This is a genomic window from Mitsuaria sp. MSU3D (genome assembly GCF_056867975.1).
On sequence record NZ_CP200314.1, the window covers coordinates 99,427 to 117,094 of the forward strand.

Genomic DNA, 17,668 nt, shown 5'->3' on the forward strand with positions numbered 1-17,668 from the left:
TTCCGAAAAGCAAAAGCCCCGGCTCAATGGCGGCGGGGCTTTGCTTGCCGCGCGGTCTGAGGCCGTATCTGTGAACAGACACGGTTCAGCCGGGGCTCGGGAACCGTGTTCAGTCGATCGTCGAGGTGAACAAGGAGGACATAAGAGGGATCTCCGTCATGCGGGCGCTGTCGTGGGCGCCTTCAGCAGTTGGGCGCGGATGATGCGCATTGCGGCGCGGACGCGCAAGTGCGATTCGTCTGCGGAGCGATTTCGCGTTGCGGCGCGCCAACGCGGAACAGCGGCACGCGGGAGCCTCCGCTGCAAGCAGGCAAGTCCTGGCACCACCCACCGGCGGACCGAAGGTGATGACGCCGATGTGGCGTCCCCGCCGCGCGGTTCTCCCTCCGAGGGGTGTCCCCCCGACGGAGTCGAGCGTGATCGCGGTGCGCCGTCCCACAATGCACGCCGAGGAGAAAAAGCATGGCTCTCATTCGCGCCTGGTTGGTGCTCATCGTGTTGTGGCTGGCCTGTCTGGGCCTGGTGGTCTGGGTGCGTTCGATGACGCGCAGACAGGCGTTGGCCTGGTTCCAGCTCGCGCGTTGGGCCGTCGGCGGCGCGGTACTCGCGTTGGCGCTCGCGGCACTCACCATCTATCTGTTCTGAGGAGAAGAAGACATGAGCACCACCCATCGCGCGCGTTCGTCGCGCCTGTCGCTCGGCATGCTGGCCGTGGCGGCGCTGCTCGGCGGCTGCACCCGCATCGAGACCGGCGAGGTCGGCCTGCGCGTCGGCGTCGACAAGCAGATCAGCGGCGCCGAGCTGTTGCCCGGCAGCTTCAACCAGACGCTGTTCGGCGACGTGCTGACCTTCCCGGTCCGCGACATCGCGGTCACGCTGGAGAACAAGCAGCCGCTGACGTCCGACAACAGCACGCTCAAGGATTTCGACATGACCCTGGTCTACTCGATCAATCCTTCGGCGGTGTCGGACCTCTGGACCACCAAGAGCCGCACCTTCCATGCCTTCAGCCGCGACGACCGCGACTGGATCCTGATGCATGGCTACATGACCACGGTGGCCAACAACGCGGCCTACAAGGCCGTGCGCGAATACAAGGCCCTGGCCGTCGCGGACAACCGCCAGAAGATCGAGTCCGAGATCAAGCGCATCGTGACGGAGACGCTGGCGTCGGAAGGGCTGGGGACGGCGCTGTCGGTCTCGCTGGTGCAGGTGCGCACGGTGATGCCGGCGGACGACATCATCGCGTCCGCCAACGCCGTGGTGACGGCGCAGAACGCGCTGCGCGCCAAGGAGATCGAGGTCGAGACGGCCAAGAAGGAGGCCGAACGGATCGCCGCGCTGAACACCAACAGCAAGGCGATCGAGTACATGAACGCGCAGGCCCAGCTGAAGATCGCCGAAGGCGTCGCCGCCGGCAAGGTGCAGACGATCGTCGTCCCTTACGACTTCAAGGGCATCGTGAACGCCAACCCGGCGCGCTGACGGGTCAGCGCGGACGCTTCAGCCTTGCGCGAGCGCCTGGGCCTCGAGTTGGGACTTCAGGCCCTCCGGCAGCTTCAGTTGGCGGGCCAGTTCATCGAGGTAGGCGCGTTCCATGTAGCTGGTCTCGTCGACCATCAGCAGGCTGGCGAGGTACATCTCGGAGGCGATCTCCGGCGTCGTGGCAGCCTGTGCCACGGCGGCCGGATCGAGCGGACGACGCAGGACGTCCTCCTGCCAGCGGCGCAACTCGGGATCGTCCTCGACGCGGCTGAGCGCCTGCTCGATCAGTTCGCGCTCGCGGTCGTCCAGATGACCGTCGGCCTTGGCGGCGGCGATCATCGCCAGCAGCACGGCGCGGCTGTGTTCCTCCGCTTCGTCCTGAGGCACCCGGTCCAGCGTGCGCGGTTCCGCCGTGAGGCTGGCCTGCGACGACGACGTCGAACCCGGCGCAGACGACTGGCCCTGCGCCTGCCCTTGGCCTTGCGCCTGCTGCTGCGCCTGCCATGCGGTATAGGCCTTGTAGGCCATCAACCCGAGCGCCGCGATGCTGCCGTACTTCAGCGCCTTGCCGCCGTAGCTGCGTCCGCGCTTGCTGCCGAGCAGGGCGCCCAGGACGCCGGCGACGCCAGCGCCTGCGCCGATCTGTCCGAGTCCTCCCAGGTTGCCGAGATTCCCCAGATTCCCCAGATTGCCGAGGTTGCCCAGCCCGCCCAGTCCACCGAGGCCGCCGAGGCCGCCGAGCCCGCCCGGGCCACTTCGGCCCGGTGCGCCGCCGCCTGCCAACAGGTCGCGACCCGATCTCAGCAATTGATCCAGAAGTCCATGCGCACTCATCGCCAGCCCCTTTCAACGCGGTAGAAGAGTCTGTCAGTTGAGGGCATCGGATGACATCCCCAAGTCCGATCGGCCTGTCAATCGATTCGGTCGGGCCTGCTTGTTCGGCCAGGCCCTCGGTGCCAGTGACATGGCGGGCATCAGCGCCTCATGACGAGCCCGGCACCAGCGAAAACATGTGCGCATCCCACGCCTGGCCGTCGACGCCGCGGATCCGGTTGCGCAGCAGGCCCTCGTAGTGCGCGCCGCAGCGCCGCGCCACGGCGAGGCTGGGTTCGTTGCCGTCGGCGACGACGATCTCCACGCGCATCAGCTGGAGCTTGCCGAACGCATGCCGGCTGAGCGCGCGCACCGCCGATGAGGCCGCGCCCTGGCCCTCCCGGGACGAACGCACCCAGTAGCCGAGGTTGCAGAACGGATGCACCGCATGCAGCGAGTTGAGTCCGCCGCCGCCGACGAAGTCGCCGCTGTCGCGGTCGAAGATGCCGAACTCGTAGGCGGTGCCGCTCTGCCAGCCGCGGGCGCAGTGGGCGAGCCACTCGGCGCCATCAGCGGCGGAGAAATCCGCGTGCGCCCATTTCATCCATCGGCCGATGGACGCATGCGACTCGCGGACCGCGGTGACGAAGTCCGGCAGGTCGGCGGGGCGGTAGGGCCGCAGCACGAAGCGACCTTCGATCAGCTCGACGCCCGGCGTGCCCGGCGCGACGGCGGCCCCATCGTCCCAGACCTCGCCGGCGAGCTGCTTCGCGCAGGCCAGCATCGAGCGGTTGTAGCGCGACAGCCGCGGCGCGAGCGTCGCCAGCGCCAGTCCGGCCGCCTCGTTGCCGCGGCCCTGCGCCGCATAGGTGAGCGCCAGGATCGCGCGCGCCTCGTCATGCAGCGGGCGGTCGTGGCCGGGCTGCAGGTGATGAGCCAGCTCGGCGACGAGCAGCGCTTCGCTCTCGTCGAGACGCTTCAGCCAGCGCAGCGTGCTGCCGAGCTGGATGACCGCACGCGTGCGACGGTACGGGTCGAGCGCGCCCGTTTCGAGCGCCGCGCGATAGAGCGGCTCGGCCTCCGCTTCGAGACCGGCCGTGTCGCGTGCGCAGGCGCGCTCGAAGAGGGCTCGCGCATCGCCCTCGGGACGTTCGGCCGCGAGCGCATCGATCGCCTCGACGATCTGCGCGCCGGTGAGATCCGGTGCGCGCCGCCAGACATCGTCGATGCGCAGGGACCAGTCGTCGTGGAGCGGAGCGGGTGCGGTCATCGGGGCAGTCTAGCGACTGCCTCCGACCATGCTGGAAGTCTGCAGCGCGATCATCGTCACGGTGGCCAGCGCCATCGCGCCGGTCGCGAGCCATCCCAGCACGCGCCACAGCGGCGGCATGCGCAGCTCGCCGACGATCTTCCGGTGCGAGGCCGCGATCATCACGGCGACCATGATGGGCACCGAGATCAGCGCGTTCACGACAGCCGACCAGTACAGCGCCTTGATCGGATTGAACCCCGACAGGCTGAGCGCGAGTCCGAGGAGCATGGCCCCGCTGAGGATCGCGTAGAAGACCTTGGCCGAGTGCGCCGGACGGTCGAGCCCGCGCCGCACGCCCGCGAGCGTGGCAACCGCGTACGCCGCTGATCCGGCGAGCACCGGCAGCGCGAGGAAGCCCGTGCCCACGATGCCGGCCGCGAACAGCACGAACGCGAAGTTCCCGGCGATCGGCTTGAGCGCCTGCGCGGCCTGCGCGGTGGTCTCGATGTCGCGCACGCCGTGGGCATGCAGCGCGGCGGCGGTCGCGACGATCATGAAGAACGCGATCGTGTTGGAGAACCCCATGCCCACCAACGTGTCCGTGCGCAGCCGGCGGAACTGGCTGGCCGCCTGCTCCGGCGCGACGGCGAGCGGACGGTCGGCGTCGATGCGACGGATCTCCTCGGCTTCCTGGCTGGCCTGCCAGAAGAAGAGGTAGGGACTGATCGTCGTGCCGAGGATCGCGACGACGGTGGTCGCGTAGTCGCGGTCCCAGTGCAGCGACGGCAGCACCAGCGACTTCAGCGCGAGCACCCAGTCCGCCTGGGCCGCGAAGCCGACGCCGACGTAGGCGAGGAGTGTCAGCGTCAGCCATTTCAGCAGCTTCACGTAGCGCTCATACGGCAGCCAGATCTGCAGCAGCAGGGAGAGCAAGGCCATGACGACGACGAACGCTCCCGGCGGACCGCCGACGGCCAGGTGCATCGCATCGCCCATCGCGCTGAGGTCGGCGCCGAGGTTGATGACGTTGGCCACGACCAGCAGCGACACCAGCCCGACGACCAGCCAGCGCGGGCAGAGCTTGGAGAAGTTCTCGGTGAGCCCCTTGCCGGTGATGCGGCCGATCCGCGCGCTGGCGAGCTGGATGCCGACCATCAGCGGGAAGGTCACGAGGATGGTCCAGCCGACGCTGTAGCCGTACTGCGCGCCGGCCTGCGAATAGGTGGCGATGCCGCTCGGGTCGTCGTCGGCGGCGCCGGTGATCAGGCCGGGGCCGAGCTTGCTCCACCAGGGCGCGCTGACGGGCGTCTTCTCCGCGTGAGCCGCGGCGTCACTGTCGATTCGATCCATGCCTGGCTCCTGGGTTGCCGAGGCACAGGCAAGCGCAATGCCCGCACGAGTTCCGCACGAGGTCCGCATGAGGCCCGCCCGATGCTCGGGCAACGCTCAAGCACGTCCCGCGCTGTGCCCGCCGGCTATTGCTCGAAGCGGACGTTCTTCACCGGCAGCGCGGGTGCTTCCCATGCGTAAGCGGGATGGAGCACATTGCGCTCGTCGCGCATGTCCGGCCAGCGGAGTTGCATCAGCTCGGCGAGCGTCCAGCCGGCCCAGTCGGCGCGGAACGGACGCGAGGCCGTCGACGCTTCGAAGCCCGATCCACTGCGCCACAGCAGCGCGGGGATGCGATAACCCGAGGCCGTGCCCGGGCTGTGGCCGGCGTGGTCGAGGCTGTGGCCGACCTCCTGGCCGTGGTCGGACAGGAACATCCAGGCGCCGTGTCCGCCCGCCGGCAGGTGGCTGCGCGTGAGCCGCAGCGTCCGCGCGACGATGCGGTCGTGATAGTGGATGGCCGAGTCGTAGTCCTGCCGGAACTCGCGCACCCAGGCGGCGCGGCCGTCGCGCGCCATCGCAGCGTCCACGGCGTCGCCGTCCTGGTCGTCGAACGGATGCTCGCCCGGCGGCATGCGCAGACGGTAGTGCGGATGCGCGCCCAGCAGGTGCACCACCACCAGCTTGCGCGGCGCGGGATCGGCCAGCGCCTGTTCGACCTCGTCCAGCAGGTCCTCGTCGAGCGAGCCCGACGAGCGTCCCGGCTGCCGGTTGATCATCTCCACCACATCGGCCAGCCGCGCGTGCTGCTGGTCGACGGCGACGTCGTCATGGTTGCTCACCCACCAGACCTTGTAGCCGGCGCTCTTCGCCAGCGCGATCAGGTGCTGCGTGCGGCCGGCGGGATCGTCCTCGTCGCGCTCGCCGAAGCTGAACAGGCCGCTCAACGACGCGACCGTCGTCGCCTGCGTCGACCACGCGTGGCGCAGCGTCAGCAGCTTGGCGCGTTCCTCGTCGCGCAGCGCGATCAGTTCGGGCGTCGTCGGCCGTGCGTAGCCGTAGAGGCTCATGTTGTCGCGGTTCACGCTCTCGCCCAGCACGAGCACCACGGTCGATGGGCCGCTCGTCACCATCGCCGGCGACGCGGCTCGGGCATTGCGTATCAACTGCTCGCGCTGGACCTGCTGGTCCGCCCAGTTCGCGCGCAGGTCGGCGACCTGCTGCGTCCAGGCCGGCCAGAACAGCAGCGGATGATGCCGGCGCCAGGGCTTGCTCAGGTGGGCGAGGGCGCAGACGGCCAGCACGACGAGCAGCGCGATGCGGGCGCGGCGCGAGAGCACCGCCCGATTGCCGCTCGCGCCAGTCACGCCGGTCGCGCGGGTCGCGAGCGTGATCGCGACGCCGCTGAGCGCGAGCATCCCGATCAACGCGGCGACGGCCATCGCCATCGCGGGCACCTGCGAGACGAGGTACTCGATCGACTCGCGCGCAGTCGTGTTCGCCGCCGCGGCGAGCACGAGCGAGCTGTCCGGCGCCGCCTGATACTGGTTCTGCAGGAAGGCGCGCACCGCGCCGTCGACGAGGAAGGCCGAGATCACGACGAAGGCCGTCACCCAGCGCACCCGGCGCCAGACGAGGCGCTCGATCGGCCACAGCAGCCACAGCAGCACGGGGAGGACGAGCAACCCGACCTGCGCCGCGCGGCGGCTGTCGTGGCCGGCCAGCACCGCGCCGGCGCAGGCGAGCGCGAGCAGGCTCAGAGCGCCCCAGCGCAGCAGCGCGGGGCGTCCGGGAATCGAAGCGGACATCAGGTCGAAGAAAGCGGCGAAGGCGCGCAGTCTAGGTGCCCGCTCACAACATCGGCCTCAAGACCTTCCAGACGTTGTCCAGCATCACCGGATGCGCCTTGGCCAGCGGGTGGATGCGGTCGCCCTGGAACCACTCGGCCATGTCCGGCCGATCGGCCACGCCGGCCAGCAGGAAGGGCTGCAGCGGCACCTTCTCCTCCTGCGCGACGGTCTTGAAGCTGCCCTCGAAGTCCCGCGCGTAGCTCGCGCCCATGTTGGGCGGGATCTGCATGCCGATCAGCAGCACCTTCGCGCCGGCGTCCTTGCCGGCCTGCACCATCGCCTTCAGGTTCTCGCGGGTCATCTTCAGCGGCAGGCCGCGCAGCGCGTCGTTGCCGCCGAGCTCGATGATCAGGTGCGTCGGGCGATGCTGCTTCAGCAGCGCGGGCAGCCGCGAGCGTCCGCCCGAGGTCGTGTCGCCGCTGATGCTGGCGTTGATCACCTCGGCGTCGAGCTTCTGCGCCTTCAGCCGCTGCTCCAGCAGCGCCACCCAGCCGCTGCCGCGGGCCAGGCCATACTCGGCGGAGAGACTGTCGCCGAGCACGACGATGCGGCGCGATGCCCCGCCAGTCGCTCCGGCCACAGCGCCCGCTTCGGTGCGGCCTTGCGCCGCGACAGGCCCGGCCAGGACCCCCGTCGCGACGAGGGTCGCGACACAGGCGCTACAGTGCAACATCCATTCACGGCGGCGCATCTGCGGTTGATTCATGGTTCAGAACATCCTCGAAGTCGATCACGTCAGCAAGTCGGTCCAGGATGCCGACGGCGTGCTGACCATTCTGCATGACATCAATTTCCAGCTGCAGGCGCGGGAGTCCGTCGCCATCGTCGGCGCCTCGGGCTCGGGCAAGAGCACGCTGCTGTCCATCCTCGCGGGGCTGGATACGCCCACCGAGGGCACCGTGCGTCTGCAGGGGCAGGACATGTTCATCCTCGACGAGGACGGCCGGGCCGCACTGCGCGGGGCGCATCTGGGCTTCGTGTTCCAGAGCTTCCAGCTGCTGTCGCACCTGACGGCGCTGGAGAACGTCATGCTCCCGCTGGAGCTCCGCGGCGAACGCGATGCGCGGTCGCAGGCCAAGGCCATGCTGGAACGGGTGGGGCTGGGGCAGCGGCTGTCGCACTACCCGCGCGTGCTGTCGGGCGGCGAGCAGCAGCGCGTCGCGCTCGCCCGTGCCTTCGTGCAGCAGCCCGCGTTGCTGCTGGCCGATGAGCCGACCGGCAGCCTCGACTACGCCACTGGCGAGCAGGTCATGGCGTTGATGTTCGAACTCAACCGGGAGCTCGGAACGACGCTGGTCATGGTCACCCACGACCAGAGCATCGCGGCACGCTGCGAGCGGCAGTTGAAAATCTCGGCAGGCCATCTGCAGGACATCACGATGGCGGATCTGCCTGCCTGAGCGTCAGGTCCGCATCGCGCGCTCGCGCAGCCGCCTTCTGCGCTCGTAGCGGATCACGGCCCACCAGCCGATGTAGACGATCACGTAGAGGCACAGACCCAGCAGCACGCCCGCAAGCGGCAGGCCCACCAGCAGCGGCGTGCCCAGCTCGGAGAGCCATTGGCTCAAGGCGTGCCACCAGCTCGAAGGATCGCTCCAGTTCAGCGCCAGTTCCTTCGGGGCGGAAATCGGGCCGTGAATGCCCAGCACCTGGCGGCCCAGGAAGATCGCCAGCGTCCAGATCGGCACCAGCGTCAACGGATTCGTCAGCCAGGTCGCGGCGATCGCCGCGGCGACGTTGGCCCGGCACACGATCGCGACCACCGCCGCCAGCAGCATCTGCGTCGGCAAGGGGATGACCCCCACGGCCAGCCCCAATCCCGCGCCCAGCGCGACCCGCCGCCGGTGCGCCACCCACAGCCAGGGGCGCTCCTTGAGGTAGAGGCCGAGCCACTTCAGTCCCTTGGTCTGTTCCAGGGACTCGGGCGAGGGCAGCAGTCGGCGGGCAAGTCGGGAAGCCGTCATTGGGGCGTCAGGGATGCTTCAGATGTGAAAAGCCCGCGCGGCTGACCTGCAGCGGCGCGGGCTCTGAACAGTACAGCAAAGACTGTTCGGATCGGCGATCAGTTCGCGGAGAACTTGAAGTCGGTCTTGGCCTTGGTACGCAGTTCCTCCTGGAACTCCGCGACCTTCTGCTGCTGCATGCGCTGGATGATCTGGCCCTTGACGTCGTCGAAGGCCGGGAACTGCGCCTGGCGCGTTTCTTCCAGCTTGATGATGTGATAGCCGAACTGCGACTTCACCGGCTCCTGCGTCATCTCGCCGGCCTTCAGCTTGCCCAGGGCAGCGCTGAACTCAGGCACGTAGGCGTCCGGCGCGGACCAGCCCAGGTCGCCGCCGTTCTGGGCGGAACCGGTGTCCTTGGAGTTCTTGGTGGCCAGGTCTTCGAACTTGGCGCCGCCGTTGAGCTGCTTGACCAGCGCCTTGGCGTCTTCTTCCTTCTCCACCAGGATGTGGCGGGCGTGGAATTCAGTGCCCGAGGCCTGCGCCTTGAACTTGTCGTATTCGGTCTTGGCGTCGGCGTCGGTGATCGGGTTCTTCTTCGCGTAGTCGGCGAAGAGCTCACGGATCAGCAGCGACTGGCGCGCCAGTTCCATCTGGTTCTTGTAGTCGTCGGTCTTGTTCAGGCCGCGCTTCTCGGCTTCCTGCAGGAAGATCTCGCGCAGGACGACCTCTTCCTTGACCTTGGCTTCCATCTCCGGGCTGCGCGGCTGGCCACCCTTGGTGATCTGGCTGATCAGCACGTCGGCGCGGGCCTTCGGCACGGGCTTGCCGTTCACGATCGCGATGTTCTGGGCGAGGGCCGGCAGGGCCACGGCGCCGATGACCGCCACGGTGGCGGCGAGCACAAACTTCTTCATGATGGGTAAAGGGCCTTTCGACTCTCGGGTGAGCGTGAGCGCTCCAAAACAAAGCGCCGACACGCGGCGCTACTGAGGACCTGGTTTCTGCTGTTCGTCGGGCGCGCGAGCCTCGATGGCCAGCGCGTGAATGCCCTTCTGCATCAGATCGGCGAGGGCATCATATACGAGCCGATGCCGAGCCACCCTGGGTAAACCGGCAAAGCGCGCGCTCACGATTTCGAGGTAGTAATGCCCCCCTTCGCGCGCTCCCGCATGCCCCGCGTGGTGTGCGCTGTCGTCGCGCAGACGCAGCGAGACCGGCGCCAGCGCGGCCCTCAGCCGGGCCTCGATCTCGACCGAGGGCGTGGCCGCCGGATTCGGCGCCGCTCTCGATGTCGACGAGGAATGCCCGCCGTCGTCGCCGCCGCTCATGGCTTGGGCTCCTCGGCGGGCGCCTCGGTCTCGTGCGGCAGATGCCGGCTCATGTAGACGCCCTGGCCCAGCGTGAACAGCAGGATCAGGCCGGTCGATCCGAAGGCCTTGAAGTTGGCCCAGGCCTCGGTGCTGAACGAGTAAGCGACGTAAAGATTCGCAAAACCCATCAGTCCGAAGAAGGCCACCCACGCCCAGTTGAGCCGTGTCCATGCGGCGTCGGGCAGCGGCAGTTCGGCGCCCAGCATCTTGCGCAGGAGGTTCTTGCCGAGGAAGACGTGGCTGACGAAGAAGGCCGCGGAGAACGCCCAATAGAGCATCGTCGGCTTCCACTTGATGAAGGTCTCGTTGTGGAAGTAGACGGTGGCCGCGCCGAGCGTGACGACCAGCCCCAGGCTGATCCACAGCATCAGGTCGACCTTGCGGCCGCGCAGCTTCAGGAACAGCACCTGGGAGATCGTCGCCAGCATCACGACGATGGTGGCGAGCAGCACGGGCGCCTCGGTCGGACCGACCTTGCCGCCGGAGACCAGGAAACCGAGATGCTCGGTGGCGAAGGCCGCTGCCCAGTCCGGCTGTCCGTCGGCGTACTTGAACGTCACGAAGAACAGCAGGAGCGGCAGGAAATCGAGCAGGAGCTTCATTCGGTCGGGAATCAGTACGGCGCGCTCAGCGCTGGGGCTCGAAGTCTATCGCGGCGGAATTGATGCAGAAGCGCTCGCCCGTCGGTTCCGGACCATCGGGAAAGACGTGGCCCAGGTGCGTGCCGCAGTGGTTGCAGCGCACCTCGACGCGGACCATGCCGTGCGTCGAGTCGACGACGCGCTCGACCACCTCGGCGTTGATCGGCTCGTAATAGCTGGGCCAGCCGCAGCCGGCGTCGAACTTGGTGTCCGCCTTGAACAGCGGCGTGCCGCAGCCGACGCAGTTGTAGTTCCCGGCTTCCCAGTGGTCCCAGTACTTGCCGGTGAACGCACGCTCGGTCGCGGCATGGCGAGCGACCTGGTACTGGGTCGGGTCCAGCTGTTCGCGCCACTCGGCGTCCGTCTTCTTGACGGGGTACGCCGTGTCGCGGTCACGGTCCTGATCGGTGGCGTCTTGGATGAACTTGTCGTAGCGGCTCATGATGAACAGGAAACCTCCAGCGTTTGCGCCCAGTCGGGCGGGAAACCGGCGTCGGACGCCAGCGCGGGCTCGTCGAACGGACGGCGCAGCACATCGAGCAGCCGGCGCACTTCGCTGAAGTCGCCGGCCTCGGCCCGCTGGATCGCCGTCTCGGCCAGGTGATTCCTCAGAACCACCGCCGGGTTGACCGCGTTCATCCGTCGGGCACGGGTCCCAAGTGCGTCCATCGGCTCGATCTTCAAGCGCGCCGCGTACCGGGACGCCCAGGCGTCGAACCCGGTGCGGTCCAGGAACAGGTCCCGGATGCCGGCATTCGCCGCCGCATCCAGGGGCTGACCCGGATCGAAACCGGCCAGCCGGCGGTGCGCGATCGTGTAGTCGGTGTGATGGGCGGCCAGCAGCCGCAGCCAGTCGTCGATCAGCGGGCCGTCCTCGCCGCGCTCGTCGATCTCGGCGGTGAGGCCGAGCTTCGCGCGCATCGCGCCGAGCAGCGCGGCGCCGAAGCGTTCGCGGTAGATCTCGAGCGCCTCGATCAGCTCGTCGCCGGCGGCTTCCGCATCCGTCTCGATGTTGGGCATCAACGGCAGCAGCGCCTGGGCCAGCGCATGCAGGTTCCAGAACGCCACCTGCGGCTGCCGCGCGAAGGCGTAGCGGCCCTGATGGTCCGAGTGGTTGCAGATGTGGCCCGGATCGAAGCCGTCCATGAAACCGAACGGACCGTAGTCGATGGTCAGGCCCAGCATCGACATGTTGTCGGTGTTCATCACGCCGTGCATGAAGCCCACGGCCTGCCACTGCGCGACGAGTTCCGCCGTCTGCGCGGCGACCTTGGCCAGCGCGGCGGTCACCGGATTCGGTGCGTCGGCGCATTCCGGCGCGTGGTGGCGAAGGAAGAAGTCGAACAGCTCGCGCGTGCGCGCTTCCATCCCGTGATGCGTGAAGTGCTCGAAGTGGCCGAAGCGCAGGAAGCTCGGCGCCACGCGCGTGACGATGGCGCCGGTCTCGACGCGTTCGCGCTGCACCTTCAGCGAGGTCGAGCCCGTGATCGCGAGTGCGCGTGTCGTCGGAATGCCCAGCGCGGCCATCGCTTCGGAGCAGAGGAACTCGCGGATCGACGAGCGCAGCACCGCGCGGCCATCGCCGCGACGCGAATAGGGCGTCAACCCCGCGCCCTTGAGCTGCAACTCGAAATGCCCGTTCGGGCCATCGACGCCGCCCAGCAGCAGTGCGCGTCCGTCACCCAGCTGCCCGGCCCACACGCCGAACTGATGGCCGCTGTACACGGTGGCCAGTGGTTTCATGCCGGCGAGGCGGGCGTTGCCGCTGAAGGCGTCGAGCGCGGCGGGGCGGGTCCACCAGTCTTCGGGCCAGCCGAGCAGGGCGGCGCAATCGGGGCTGGTCGCGACCCAATGCGGGTCGGGCAGTCCGGTGCCGGGGAGTTCGGTGAAGAAGTCGGGACCGAGTGTCGCGAAGCGATGGGTCCAGCGTTCAGGCTCGGCGCCTGGGAAGTCCGCGTGGAGGGCCGCGTTGAGAGGCGCATTCATTGCGCCAGTTTACCGACCCCTCCATGGCCCTGCGGCCCACGGGGTACCGAGGAGGATGAGGCCCCAGAAAGCGAAAAGGCCCGCAGTGAGGGGTCTCACTGGGGCCGGAGTGGTGCTGGGGGTCCCTGGAGGGGCGCCCCCTGCGCCGCGGAGAGCCCGCGCTTGGCTAAGCGCAGGTTCTCAAGAGTGTCAGCCGAGCTTGAAGCTCGAGACGGTATCGACCAACTGAGCCGACTGATCCTTGAGCGACTCCGCGGCGGCGGCCGATTCCTCGACCAATGCCGCGTTCTGCTGCGTCATCTGGTCGAGCTGGCGCACGGCTTGCCCGATTTCCCCGAGGGTCAACGACTGCGCCGCGCTGGACGCGGAGATCTCGCCGATGACGCGGGTGACGCGTTCGACGCTGGTGACGATCTCGCGCATGGTGGCGCCGGTTTCGCCGACCAGACGGGAGCCGCCGTCCACGCGTTCGACCGATGCCGAGATCAGCGACTTGATCTCCTTGGCGGCCTCCGCGCTGCGCTGCGCCAGCGAGCGCACTTCGCTCGCCACGACGGCGAAGCCGCGGCCCTGTTCGCCGGCGCGGGCCGCTTCCACGGCGGCGTTCAGGGCGAGGATGTTGGTCTGGAACGCGATCCCGTCGATCACGCCGATGATGTCGGCGATCTTGTTGGACGACTGCTGGATCTCGTTCATCGTCGCGACGACCTGCTCGACCATCGCGCCGCCGCGGCCGGCGACCTGCGAGGCCGTCTGCGCCAGGGCATCGGCTTCACGCGCCGATTCGGCGTTCAGCTTCACACCTTCACCAAGCTGCGCCATCGCGGCGCCGGTTTCTTCCAGGCTGCTCGCGGCCTGCTCGGTCCGGTTGGACAGGTCGGCGTTGCCGGTGGCGATCTCGGAGGACGCGTGGCGGACCTGGTCGGCGGACGAGCGCACGCTGGCGATGGTGCTGGCCAGGCGCTGCTGCATCTCCTGCAGCGAGCGGCGCAATGCGGCGACCTCGTCGGTACCGTCCACGTCAGGGCCGCGGCGGCTCAGGTCGCCTTCGGCGATGGCCCGGCTCAGCGACTGCGCCTCGGCCAGCGGCTCGGTCACCGAGCGCGTGATCACCAGCGCGATGCCCACGCCCAGCACGATCGCCACCGTCATCAGCGCGATGACCAGGTTGCGGGTGCTTTCGGCCTCGGCCTGCGCTTCCTTGCGCGCGGCCTGCAGCAGGTCGCGGGTGTGCTCGGCGAACTTGTCGATCGCGGCCAGGTAGTCGTTCATCGCCGGGATCAGCTGCGACGCGGCGATCGGCTTCACGTCGCCGCCGCCTTCCTTGACCTTGATGGCCGCCTCGCGGGCGTCCTGGTACTTCTTGCGGGCCGCGCCGATCTCGTCGATCAGCCGCGCGCCTTCCTTCTCGGTGATGCTGTCGTCCAGCTCCTTCTGGATCTTGTCGATCCGCGCCGACAGCTCCTTCGAGCGCGAGGTGAAGGCCTTGACGAAGTTCTCGTCGTCGACGACCAGCTGCACGATGCGGCGCTGGATGTTGCCCTCGGTCAGGCCCGACCACTGGCGCGAGATCTCCAGCGTGTGCATGTCGACCTCGACCAGGCGCTCGATGCGCTGGTGCAGCATCGACACCCGGATCACGCCCACCGCCGAGGCCACCGCCATCAGCACGATCACCAGCGCGAAGCCGGCCAGCACGCGGCTGCGCAGCCGCCAACGATTCAGGTTCAACATTCCCACAGTCCTTCTTGTTCGCCCGACGTCCCCCGGGAAGGCCGTCGTGTCGTTGCCGACAGGTTTGACAGATGGCGCGATGCTGCCTGCTGGGGGTGAAAACTGATCGATGGATTAGCGGGGTGGCCCGTGAACAAAAGCGCGGAAGGCGATGTCGTGAACCCGCGTGTGGGTGAATCGCCGCAGCTTGTGCGAAATGCGTTCAGCGCCGAGGACCCGGCCCGGGCGGCGGCGGGACGTCGAAGAGGTTGATCGTCTGCGGCTGGTCCATCACCAGGTCCGAGCGCGCGCAGGCGACGCAGGGCAGGATCCAGCCCTCGTCCTTCTCCTCCCGCGACAGGCCGGGCCACTCGATGCGGTACTCGACGCGGCCCGACGCCAGCTTCGCGATGCAGGCGCGGCAGGTGCCGTTGCGGCAGGAATGCGGCAGGCGCAGACCATGGTCAAGCGCCGCCAGCAGCAGCGTCTGGTCCTCGGGCGCGTCGAAGCGCCAGCCCTGGGGATGGAGCTCGACGGCGTGGACGGCCGGCGAGGCCGGGGCGGACGGGGCGTGCGAGGGCGGGGAGGGCGCGCCGGAGTCCTCGGCGGCGTCATGGGCGTGATCCATGGTCGCCATCATGCCGTGCGCTAAGCTTGCCCGATGCCTCACGTCACGACTTCCACACCGGTGGACGGCGGGCCCACCGCCCAGGCCGTCCCAGCCGCCCAGGCCTTCTTCGACCAGCTCAACCGCGATTACGTCGCGGTCCACAAGCGCAAGGAAGACCTGTTCTGGGCCACCTACATGGCCACCAGCGACGACCATGAGGGCTTCGGCCGCGCCGAGACCGACTACAAGGCCTTCATCTCCGATCCGGAGAAGCTGGGCGCGACGCGCGCGCACCTGGCCGCCGTCGAGGCCGTGTTGGAAGCCGCGCCGGGCGGCTCTGCCTCGGGCCCCGATGCGGAGGCGCGTCAGGCGCTGGCCCACGGCCTGCGCGGCTGGCTGGGTCTGTTCGAGGCCAACATCGTCGACAACGACGAAGGCCGACGCCTGATGGCCGAGCTGATCGAGGCCGAGCGCCTGCTCTTCGCCAAGCGCAAGGACTTCGCGCCGACGCACGTCAACGACCGCGGCGAGACCGAGGCCGCCACGCTGACGATGCTGTCGACCAATGCGGCCACCAACCCGGACGAATCGCGTCGCCGCAGTTCCTACGAGGCGCTGCACGGCCTCGAGCGCTGGGTGCTGGAGAACGGCTTCCTGGAGATCGTCGCGCTGCGCAACCGGCTGGCGCGGGCGCTGGGCTTCCCGGACTACTTCGAGATGAAGCTGCGCAAGAACGAGCGCATGACGAAGGCGGAGCTCTTCGGTGTGCTCGACGACTTCGTCGCCCGCACCGAGGCCGCGCAGAAGCGCGCGCATGACGCGCTCGTCGCGAAGCACGGCCCGGACGCGCTGGCGCCCTGGAACCTGCGCTTCCACAGCGCCGGCGACGTGACCCGCCGGATGGACCCGTACATGCCCTTCGGTCCGGCGCTGCGGCGCTGGGTGCGGAGCTTCCGCCGGCTGGGCATCCAGTACCGCGGCGCGACGATGCGCCTGGACCTGCTGCAGCGTCCCGGCAAGTACCAGAACGGCTTCTGCCACGGCCCGCTGCCGACGTGGTTCGACGAGCAGGGCCGCTGGCACGCCGGCGAGATCAACTTCACCGCCGAGGCCAAGCCCGACCAGGTCGGCAGCGGTGCGCGGGCGATGCTGACGCTGTTCCACGAGGGCGGCCACGCGGCCCACTTCGCCAACGTGACGCAGAACTCGCCGTGCTTCTCGCAGGAGTTCGCGCCGACCTCGATGGCCTATGCGGAGACGCAGTCGATGTTCTGCGACAGCCTGCTCGGCGACGCGGACTGGCTCAAGCGCTACGCGCGCACCGTCGACGGGCAGGCGATCCCCGACGAGCTGATCCACGATCGCATCGCCTCGGCGCAGCCGATGCGCGCCTTCGACGAGCGCGCGATCGCCGTGGTGCCGTACTTCGAGGCGGCGTTGTACGCGATGTCCGACGAGGAGCGCACGCCCAAGGCCGTGCTCGCGCTGGCCCGGACGATGGAGCGCCGCATCCAGGGCGTCGATCGCGCGCCGCGGCCGATCCTCGCGATCCCGCACCTGCTGAACCAGGAGTCGGCGGCGTCGTATCAGGGCTACCTGCTCGCGCACATGGCGGTCTACCAGACCCGGGCCTTCTTCCTGCAGCGCGACGGTTATCTCACCGACAACCCGGCGATCGGGCCGGCGCTCGCGCAGGCCTACTGGGCGCCGGGCAACAGCCTGTCCCACGACGCGACGCTGCGCCGGCTGACCGGCGAGGGCTTCTCGGCCCGCTACCTGGCCGAGGCCTGCGACGAGACCGTCGAGCAAGCCTGGGCGAAGGCGCAGGACCTGCTGGCCGCGTCCGAGCGCCGCGGCGAGCGCGCCGACGAGGGCCCGCCGCTGGACGCGCATGTCCGCGTGGTCCATGGCGCGGAACTGCTGGCCGACAACGGCGACGGCGGCGCGTCGGCGGAGCAGGCGATGTTCGAGCGCTTCGAGCACTGGATCAGCGCGAACTACGCGACGCCGCCGGCGCCAGTGGCGGCCGCTGCGGCGCACTGACCGCGTCGTGAAGTACCTGCAGGGCTATTCGCCGGCGCTGGTCGCGCAGGCGCAGCAGATGCTGGACGCGGGCGAGCTCGGGCCGCTGCTGGCGCGCAAGTACCCGCAGGCGCACGAGGTCCGCAGCGACAAGGCGCTGTTCGACTACACCCAGGACCTGAAGCAGCGCTTCATGCGCAACGCCGGGCCGCTGGCGCTCGTCGCCTACGACGCCAAGCTCAAGGTCATCCAGCACGCGCTGGGCACGCACACGCGGCAGGCCGTGGTGCACGGCAACCGGCTCAAGACGCGGCGCGAGATCCGCGTCGCGACGCTGTTCCGCGAGGCGCCGGCGGAGTTCCTGAAGATGATCGTCGTGCATGAGCTCGCGCATCTGAAGGAGCTGGAGCACGACAAGGCGTTCTATTCGCTGTGCCACCACATGGAGCCGGCCTACTCGCAGCTGGAGTTCGACGTGCGCCTGTGGCTGAGCGTGCGCGATCGCGAGGAGAAGCTGGCGAAGGCCGGCACGGCTCCGGTCGCGGGTGCGGGTGCGGGTGCGGGCGCCGAGCCGGCCGAACAGTCCGGGAAGTCCCTGGAATAGGCGCTTCCGCTATGCTCCCGGTCTTTCCAGACCGCCGACCCGCGGCG

Annotated in this window: 18 protein-coding genes; 5 read left to right on the forward strand and 13 right to left on the reverse strand. The window is 68.9% G+C overall.

The genetic code is table 11. The annotated features are described in order from the left end of the window. The first annotated feature begins 462 nt into the window (after positions 1-462). Positions 463-645: a hypothetical protein gene (locus tag AC1VNM_RS00410; protein WP_377156706.1), complete on the forward strand. Its 183-nt coding sequence runs from the start codon at positions 463-465 to the stop codon at positions 643-645. A gap of 12 nt (positions 646-657) precedes the next feature. Then, positions 658-1,485: an SPFH domain-containing protein gene (locus AC1VNM_RS00415; protein WP_483105473.1), complete on the forward strand. Its 828-nt coding sequence runs from the start codon at positions 658-660 to the stop codon at positions 1,483-1,485. Between the two features lie 18 nt (positions 1,486-1,503). Here the strand turns inward: AC1VNM_RS00415 and AC1VNM_RS00420 are convergent, their stop codons facing one another. The 5 genes from AC1VNM_RS00420 to AC1VNM_RS00440 form a co-directional block, all read right to left on the reverse strand. Continuing rightward, positions 1,504-2,319: a tellurite resistance TerB family protein gene (locus tag AC1VNM_RS00420; protein WP_483105474.1), complete on the reverse strand. Its 816-nt coding sequence runs from the start codon at positions 2,317-2,319 to the stop codon at positions 1,504-1,506. A 148-nt stretch (positions 2,320-2,467) separates the two neighbouring features. Then, positions 2,468-3,568 (reverse strand): tetratricopeptide repeat protein, encoded by a 1,101-nt coding sequence (locus AC1VNM_RS00425; RefSeq protein ID WP_483105475.1) that lies wholly within the window; start codon positions 3,566-3,568, stop codon positions 2,468-2,470. A gap of 9 nt (positions 3,569-3,577) precedes the next feature. Further along, on the reverse strand, positions 3,578-4,900 hold the full coding sequence (locus AC1VNM_RS00430; RefSeq protein ID WP_483105476.1) for an Nramp family divalent metal transporter: 1,323 nt from the start codon (positions 4,898-4,900) through the stop codon (positions 3,578-3,580). 125 nt (positions 4,901-5,025) lie between these two features. Continuing rightward, complete coding sequence (locus AC1VNM_RS00435) at positions 5,026-6,687, reverse strand: phosphoethanolamine transferase (RefSeq protein ID WP_483105477.1); 1,662 nt, start codon at positions 6,685-6,687, stop codon at positions 5,026-5,028. Positions 6,688-6,730: 43 nt separating this feature from the next. After that, positions 6,731-7,435, reverse strand: a complete 705-nt coding sequence (locus AC1VNM_RS00440; protein WP_483105478.1) for an arylesterase — start codon at positions 7,433-7,435, stop codon at positions 6,731-6,733. Between AC1VNM_RS00440 and AC1VNM_RS00445 the strand changes: the two genes are divergently transcribed. Beyond that, the gene (locus AC1VNM_RS00445; RefSeq protein WP_483105479.1) at positions 7,434-8,129 is read left to right on the forward strand and encodes an ABC transporter ATP-binding protein; all 696 of its coding nucleotides are present in this window, start codon (positions 7,434-7,436) and stop codon (positions 8,127-8,129) included. The genes AC1VNM_RS00440 and AC1VNM_RS00445 overlap by 2 nt on opposite strands. 3 nt (positions 8,130-8,132) lie before the next feature. Here AC1VNM_RS00445 and AC1VNM_RS00450 read toward each other — a convergent pair whose 3' ends face one another. The 8 genes from AC1VNM_RS00450 to AC1VNM_RS00485 form a co-directional block, all read right to left on the reverse strand. Next, positions 8,133-8,693 (reverse strand): DUF2062 domain-containing protein, encoded by a 561-nt coding sequence (locus tag AC1VNM_RS00450; RefSeq protein ID WP_377156694.1) that lies wholly within the window; start codon positions 8,691-8,693, stop codon positions 8,133-8,135. 98 nt (positions 8,694-8,791) lie between these two features. After that, positions 8,792-9,589 (reverse strand): peptidylprolyl isomerase, encoded by a 798-nt coding sequence (locus AC1VNM_RS00455; protein ID WP_377156693.1) that lies wholly within the window; start codon positions 9,587-9,589, stop codon positions 8,792-8,794. Positions 9,590-9,658: 69 nt separating this feature from the next. Further along, positions 9,659-10,003: a BolA family protein gene (locus tag AC1VNM_RS00460; RefSeq protein WP_483105480.1), complete on the reverse strand. Its 345-nt coding sequence runs from the start codon at positions 10,001-10,003 to the stop codon at positions 9,659-9,661. Next, positions 10,000-10,647, reverse strand: a complete 648-nt coding sequence (locus AC1VNM_RS00465) for a septation protein A (RefSeq protein ID WP_483105481.1) — start codon at positions 10,645-10,647, stop codon at positions 10,000-10,002. Before AC1VNM_RS00465 ends, AC1VNM_RS00460 begins: the two co-directional genes overlap by 4 nt. Positions 10,648-10,672: 25 nt before the next feature. After that, positions 10,673-11,128 carry a peptide-methionine (R)-S-oxide reductase MsrB gene (gene msrB, locus AC1VNM_RS00470; protein WP_088409021.1) on the reverse strand — a complete coding sequence of 152 codons (456 nt, stop codon included), beginning with the start codon at positions 11,126-11,128 and terminating at the stop codon, positions 10,673-10,675. After that, entirely contained in the window at positions 11,125-12,672 is a 1,548-nt protein-coding gene (locus AC1VNM_RS00475; RefSeq protein ID WP_483105482.1) for a protein adenylyltransferase SelO, read from the reverse strand. Before AC1VNM_RS00475 ends, msrB begins: the two co-directional genes overlap by 4 nt. Positions 12,673-12,861: 189 nt before the next feature. Next, the gene (locus AC1VNM_RS00480) at positions 12,862-14,406 is read right to left on the reverse strand and encodes a methyl-accepting chemotaxis protein (RefSeq protein ID WP_377156685.1); all 1,545 of its coding nucleotides are present in this window, start codon (positions 14,404-14,406) and stop codon (positions 12,862-12,864) included. Between the two features lie 202 nt (positions 14,407-14,608). Beyond that, entirely contained in the window at positions 14,609-15,013 is a 405-nt protein-coding gene (locus AC1VNM_RS00485) for a 2Fe-2S iron-sulfur cluster-binding protein (RefSeq protein WP_483105483.1), read from the reverse strand. 33 nt (positions 15,014-15,046) lie between these two features. On the opposite strand from AC1VNM_RS00485, the gene AC1VNM_RS00490 reads away from it, so the two are divergent. Then, the gene (locus tag AC1VNM_RS00490) at positions 15,047-17,038 is read left to right on the forward strand and encodes a M3 family metallopeptidase (RefSeq protein ID WP_483105484.1); all 1,992 of its coding nucleotides are present in this window, start codon (positions 15,047-15,049) and stop codon (positions 17,036-17,038) included. Positions 17,039-17,045: 7 nt separating this feature from the next. After that, positions 17,046-17,621: a YgjP-like metallopeptidase domain-containing protein gene (locus tag AC1VNM_RS00495; protein WP_483105485.1), complete on the forward strand. Its 576-nt coding sequence runs from the start codon at positions 17,046-17,048 to the stop codon at positions 17,619-17,621. The last annotated feature ends 47 nt before the right edge of the window (positions 17,622-17,668 follow it).

Excerpts from the sequence above, each read along its gene's own strand:
- AC1VNM_RS00475 (WP_483105482.1), bottom strand. The coding sequence starts at position 12,672 with ATGAATGCGCCTCTCAACGCGGCCCTCCACGCGGACTTCCCAGGCGCC.
- AC1VNM_RS00450 (WP_377156694.1), bottom strand. The coding sequence starts at position 8,693 with ATGACGGCTTCCCGACTTGCCCGCCGACTGCTGCCCTCGCCCGAGTCC.
- AC1VNM_RS00415 (WP_483105473.1), top strand. The coding sequence starts at position 658 with ATGAGCACCACCCATCGCGCGCGTTCGTCGCGCCTGTCGCTCGGCATG.
- AC1VNM_RS00455 (WP_377156693.1), bottom strand. The coding sequence starts at position 9,589 with ATGAAGAAGTTTGTGCTCGCCGCCACCGTGGCGGTCATCGGCGCCGTG.
- AC1VNM_RS00410 (WP_377156706.1), top strand. The coding sequence starts at position 463 with ATGGCTCTCATTCGCGCCTGGTTGGTGCTCATCGTGTTGTGGCTGGCC.
- AC1VNM_RS00440 (WP_483105478.1), bottom strand. The coding sequence starts at position 7,435 with ATGAATCAACCGCAGATGCGCCGCCGTGAATGGATGTTGCACTGTAGC.
- msrB (WP_088409021.1), bottom strand. The coding sequence starts at position 11,128 with ATGAGCCGCTACGACAAGTTCATCCAAGACGCCACCGATCAGGACCGT.
- AC1VNM_RS00465 (WP_483105481.1), bottom strand. The coding sequence starts at position 10,647 with ATGAAGCTCCTGCTCGATTTCCTGCCGCTCCTGCTGTTCTTCGTGACG.
- AC1VNM_RS00445 (WP_483105479.1), top strand. The coding sequence starts at position 7,434 with ATGGTTCAGAACATCCTCGAAGTCGATCACGTCAGCAAGTCGGTCCAG.
- AC1VNM_RS00485 (WP_483105483.1), bottom strand. The coding sequence starts at position 15,013 with ATGGATCACGCCCATGACGCCGCCGAGGACTCCGGCGCGCCCTCCCCG.
- AC1VNM_RS00425 (WP_483105475.1), bottom strand. The coding sequence starts at position 3,568 with ATGACCGCACCCGCTCCGCTCCACGACGACTGGTCCCTGCGCATCGAC.
- AC1VNM_RS00420 (WP_483105474.1), bottom strand. The coding sequence starts at position 2,319 with ATGAGTGCGCATGGACTTCTGGATCAATTGCTGAGATCGGGTCGCGAC.
- AC1VNM_RS00480 (WP_377156685.1), bottom strand. The coding sequence starts at position 14,406 with ATGTTGAACCTGAATCGTTGGCGGCTGCGCAGCCGCGTGCTGGCCGGC.
- AC1VNM_RS00435 (WP_483105477.1), bottom strand. The coding sequence starts at position 6,687 with ATGTCCGCTTCGATTCCCGGACGCCCCGCGCTGCTGCGCTGGGGCGCT.
- AC1VNM_RS00460 (WP_483105480.1), bottom strand. The coding sequence starts at position 10,003 with ATGAGCGGCGGCGACGACGGCGGGCATTCCTCGTCGACATCGAGAGCG.
- AC1VNM_RS00430 (WP_483105476.1), bottom strand. The coding sequence starts at position 4,900 with ATGGATCGAATCGACAGTGACGCCGCGGCTCACGCGGAGAAGACGCCC.
- AC1VNM_RS00490 (WP_483105484.1), top strand. The coding sequence starts at position 15,047 with ATGCCTCACGTCACGACTTCCACACCGGTGGACGGCGGGCCCACCGCC.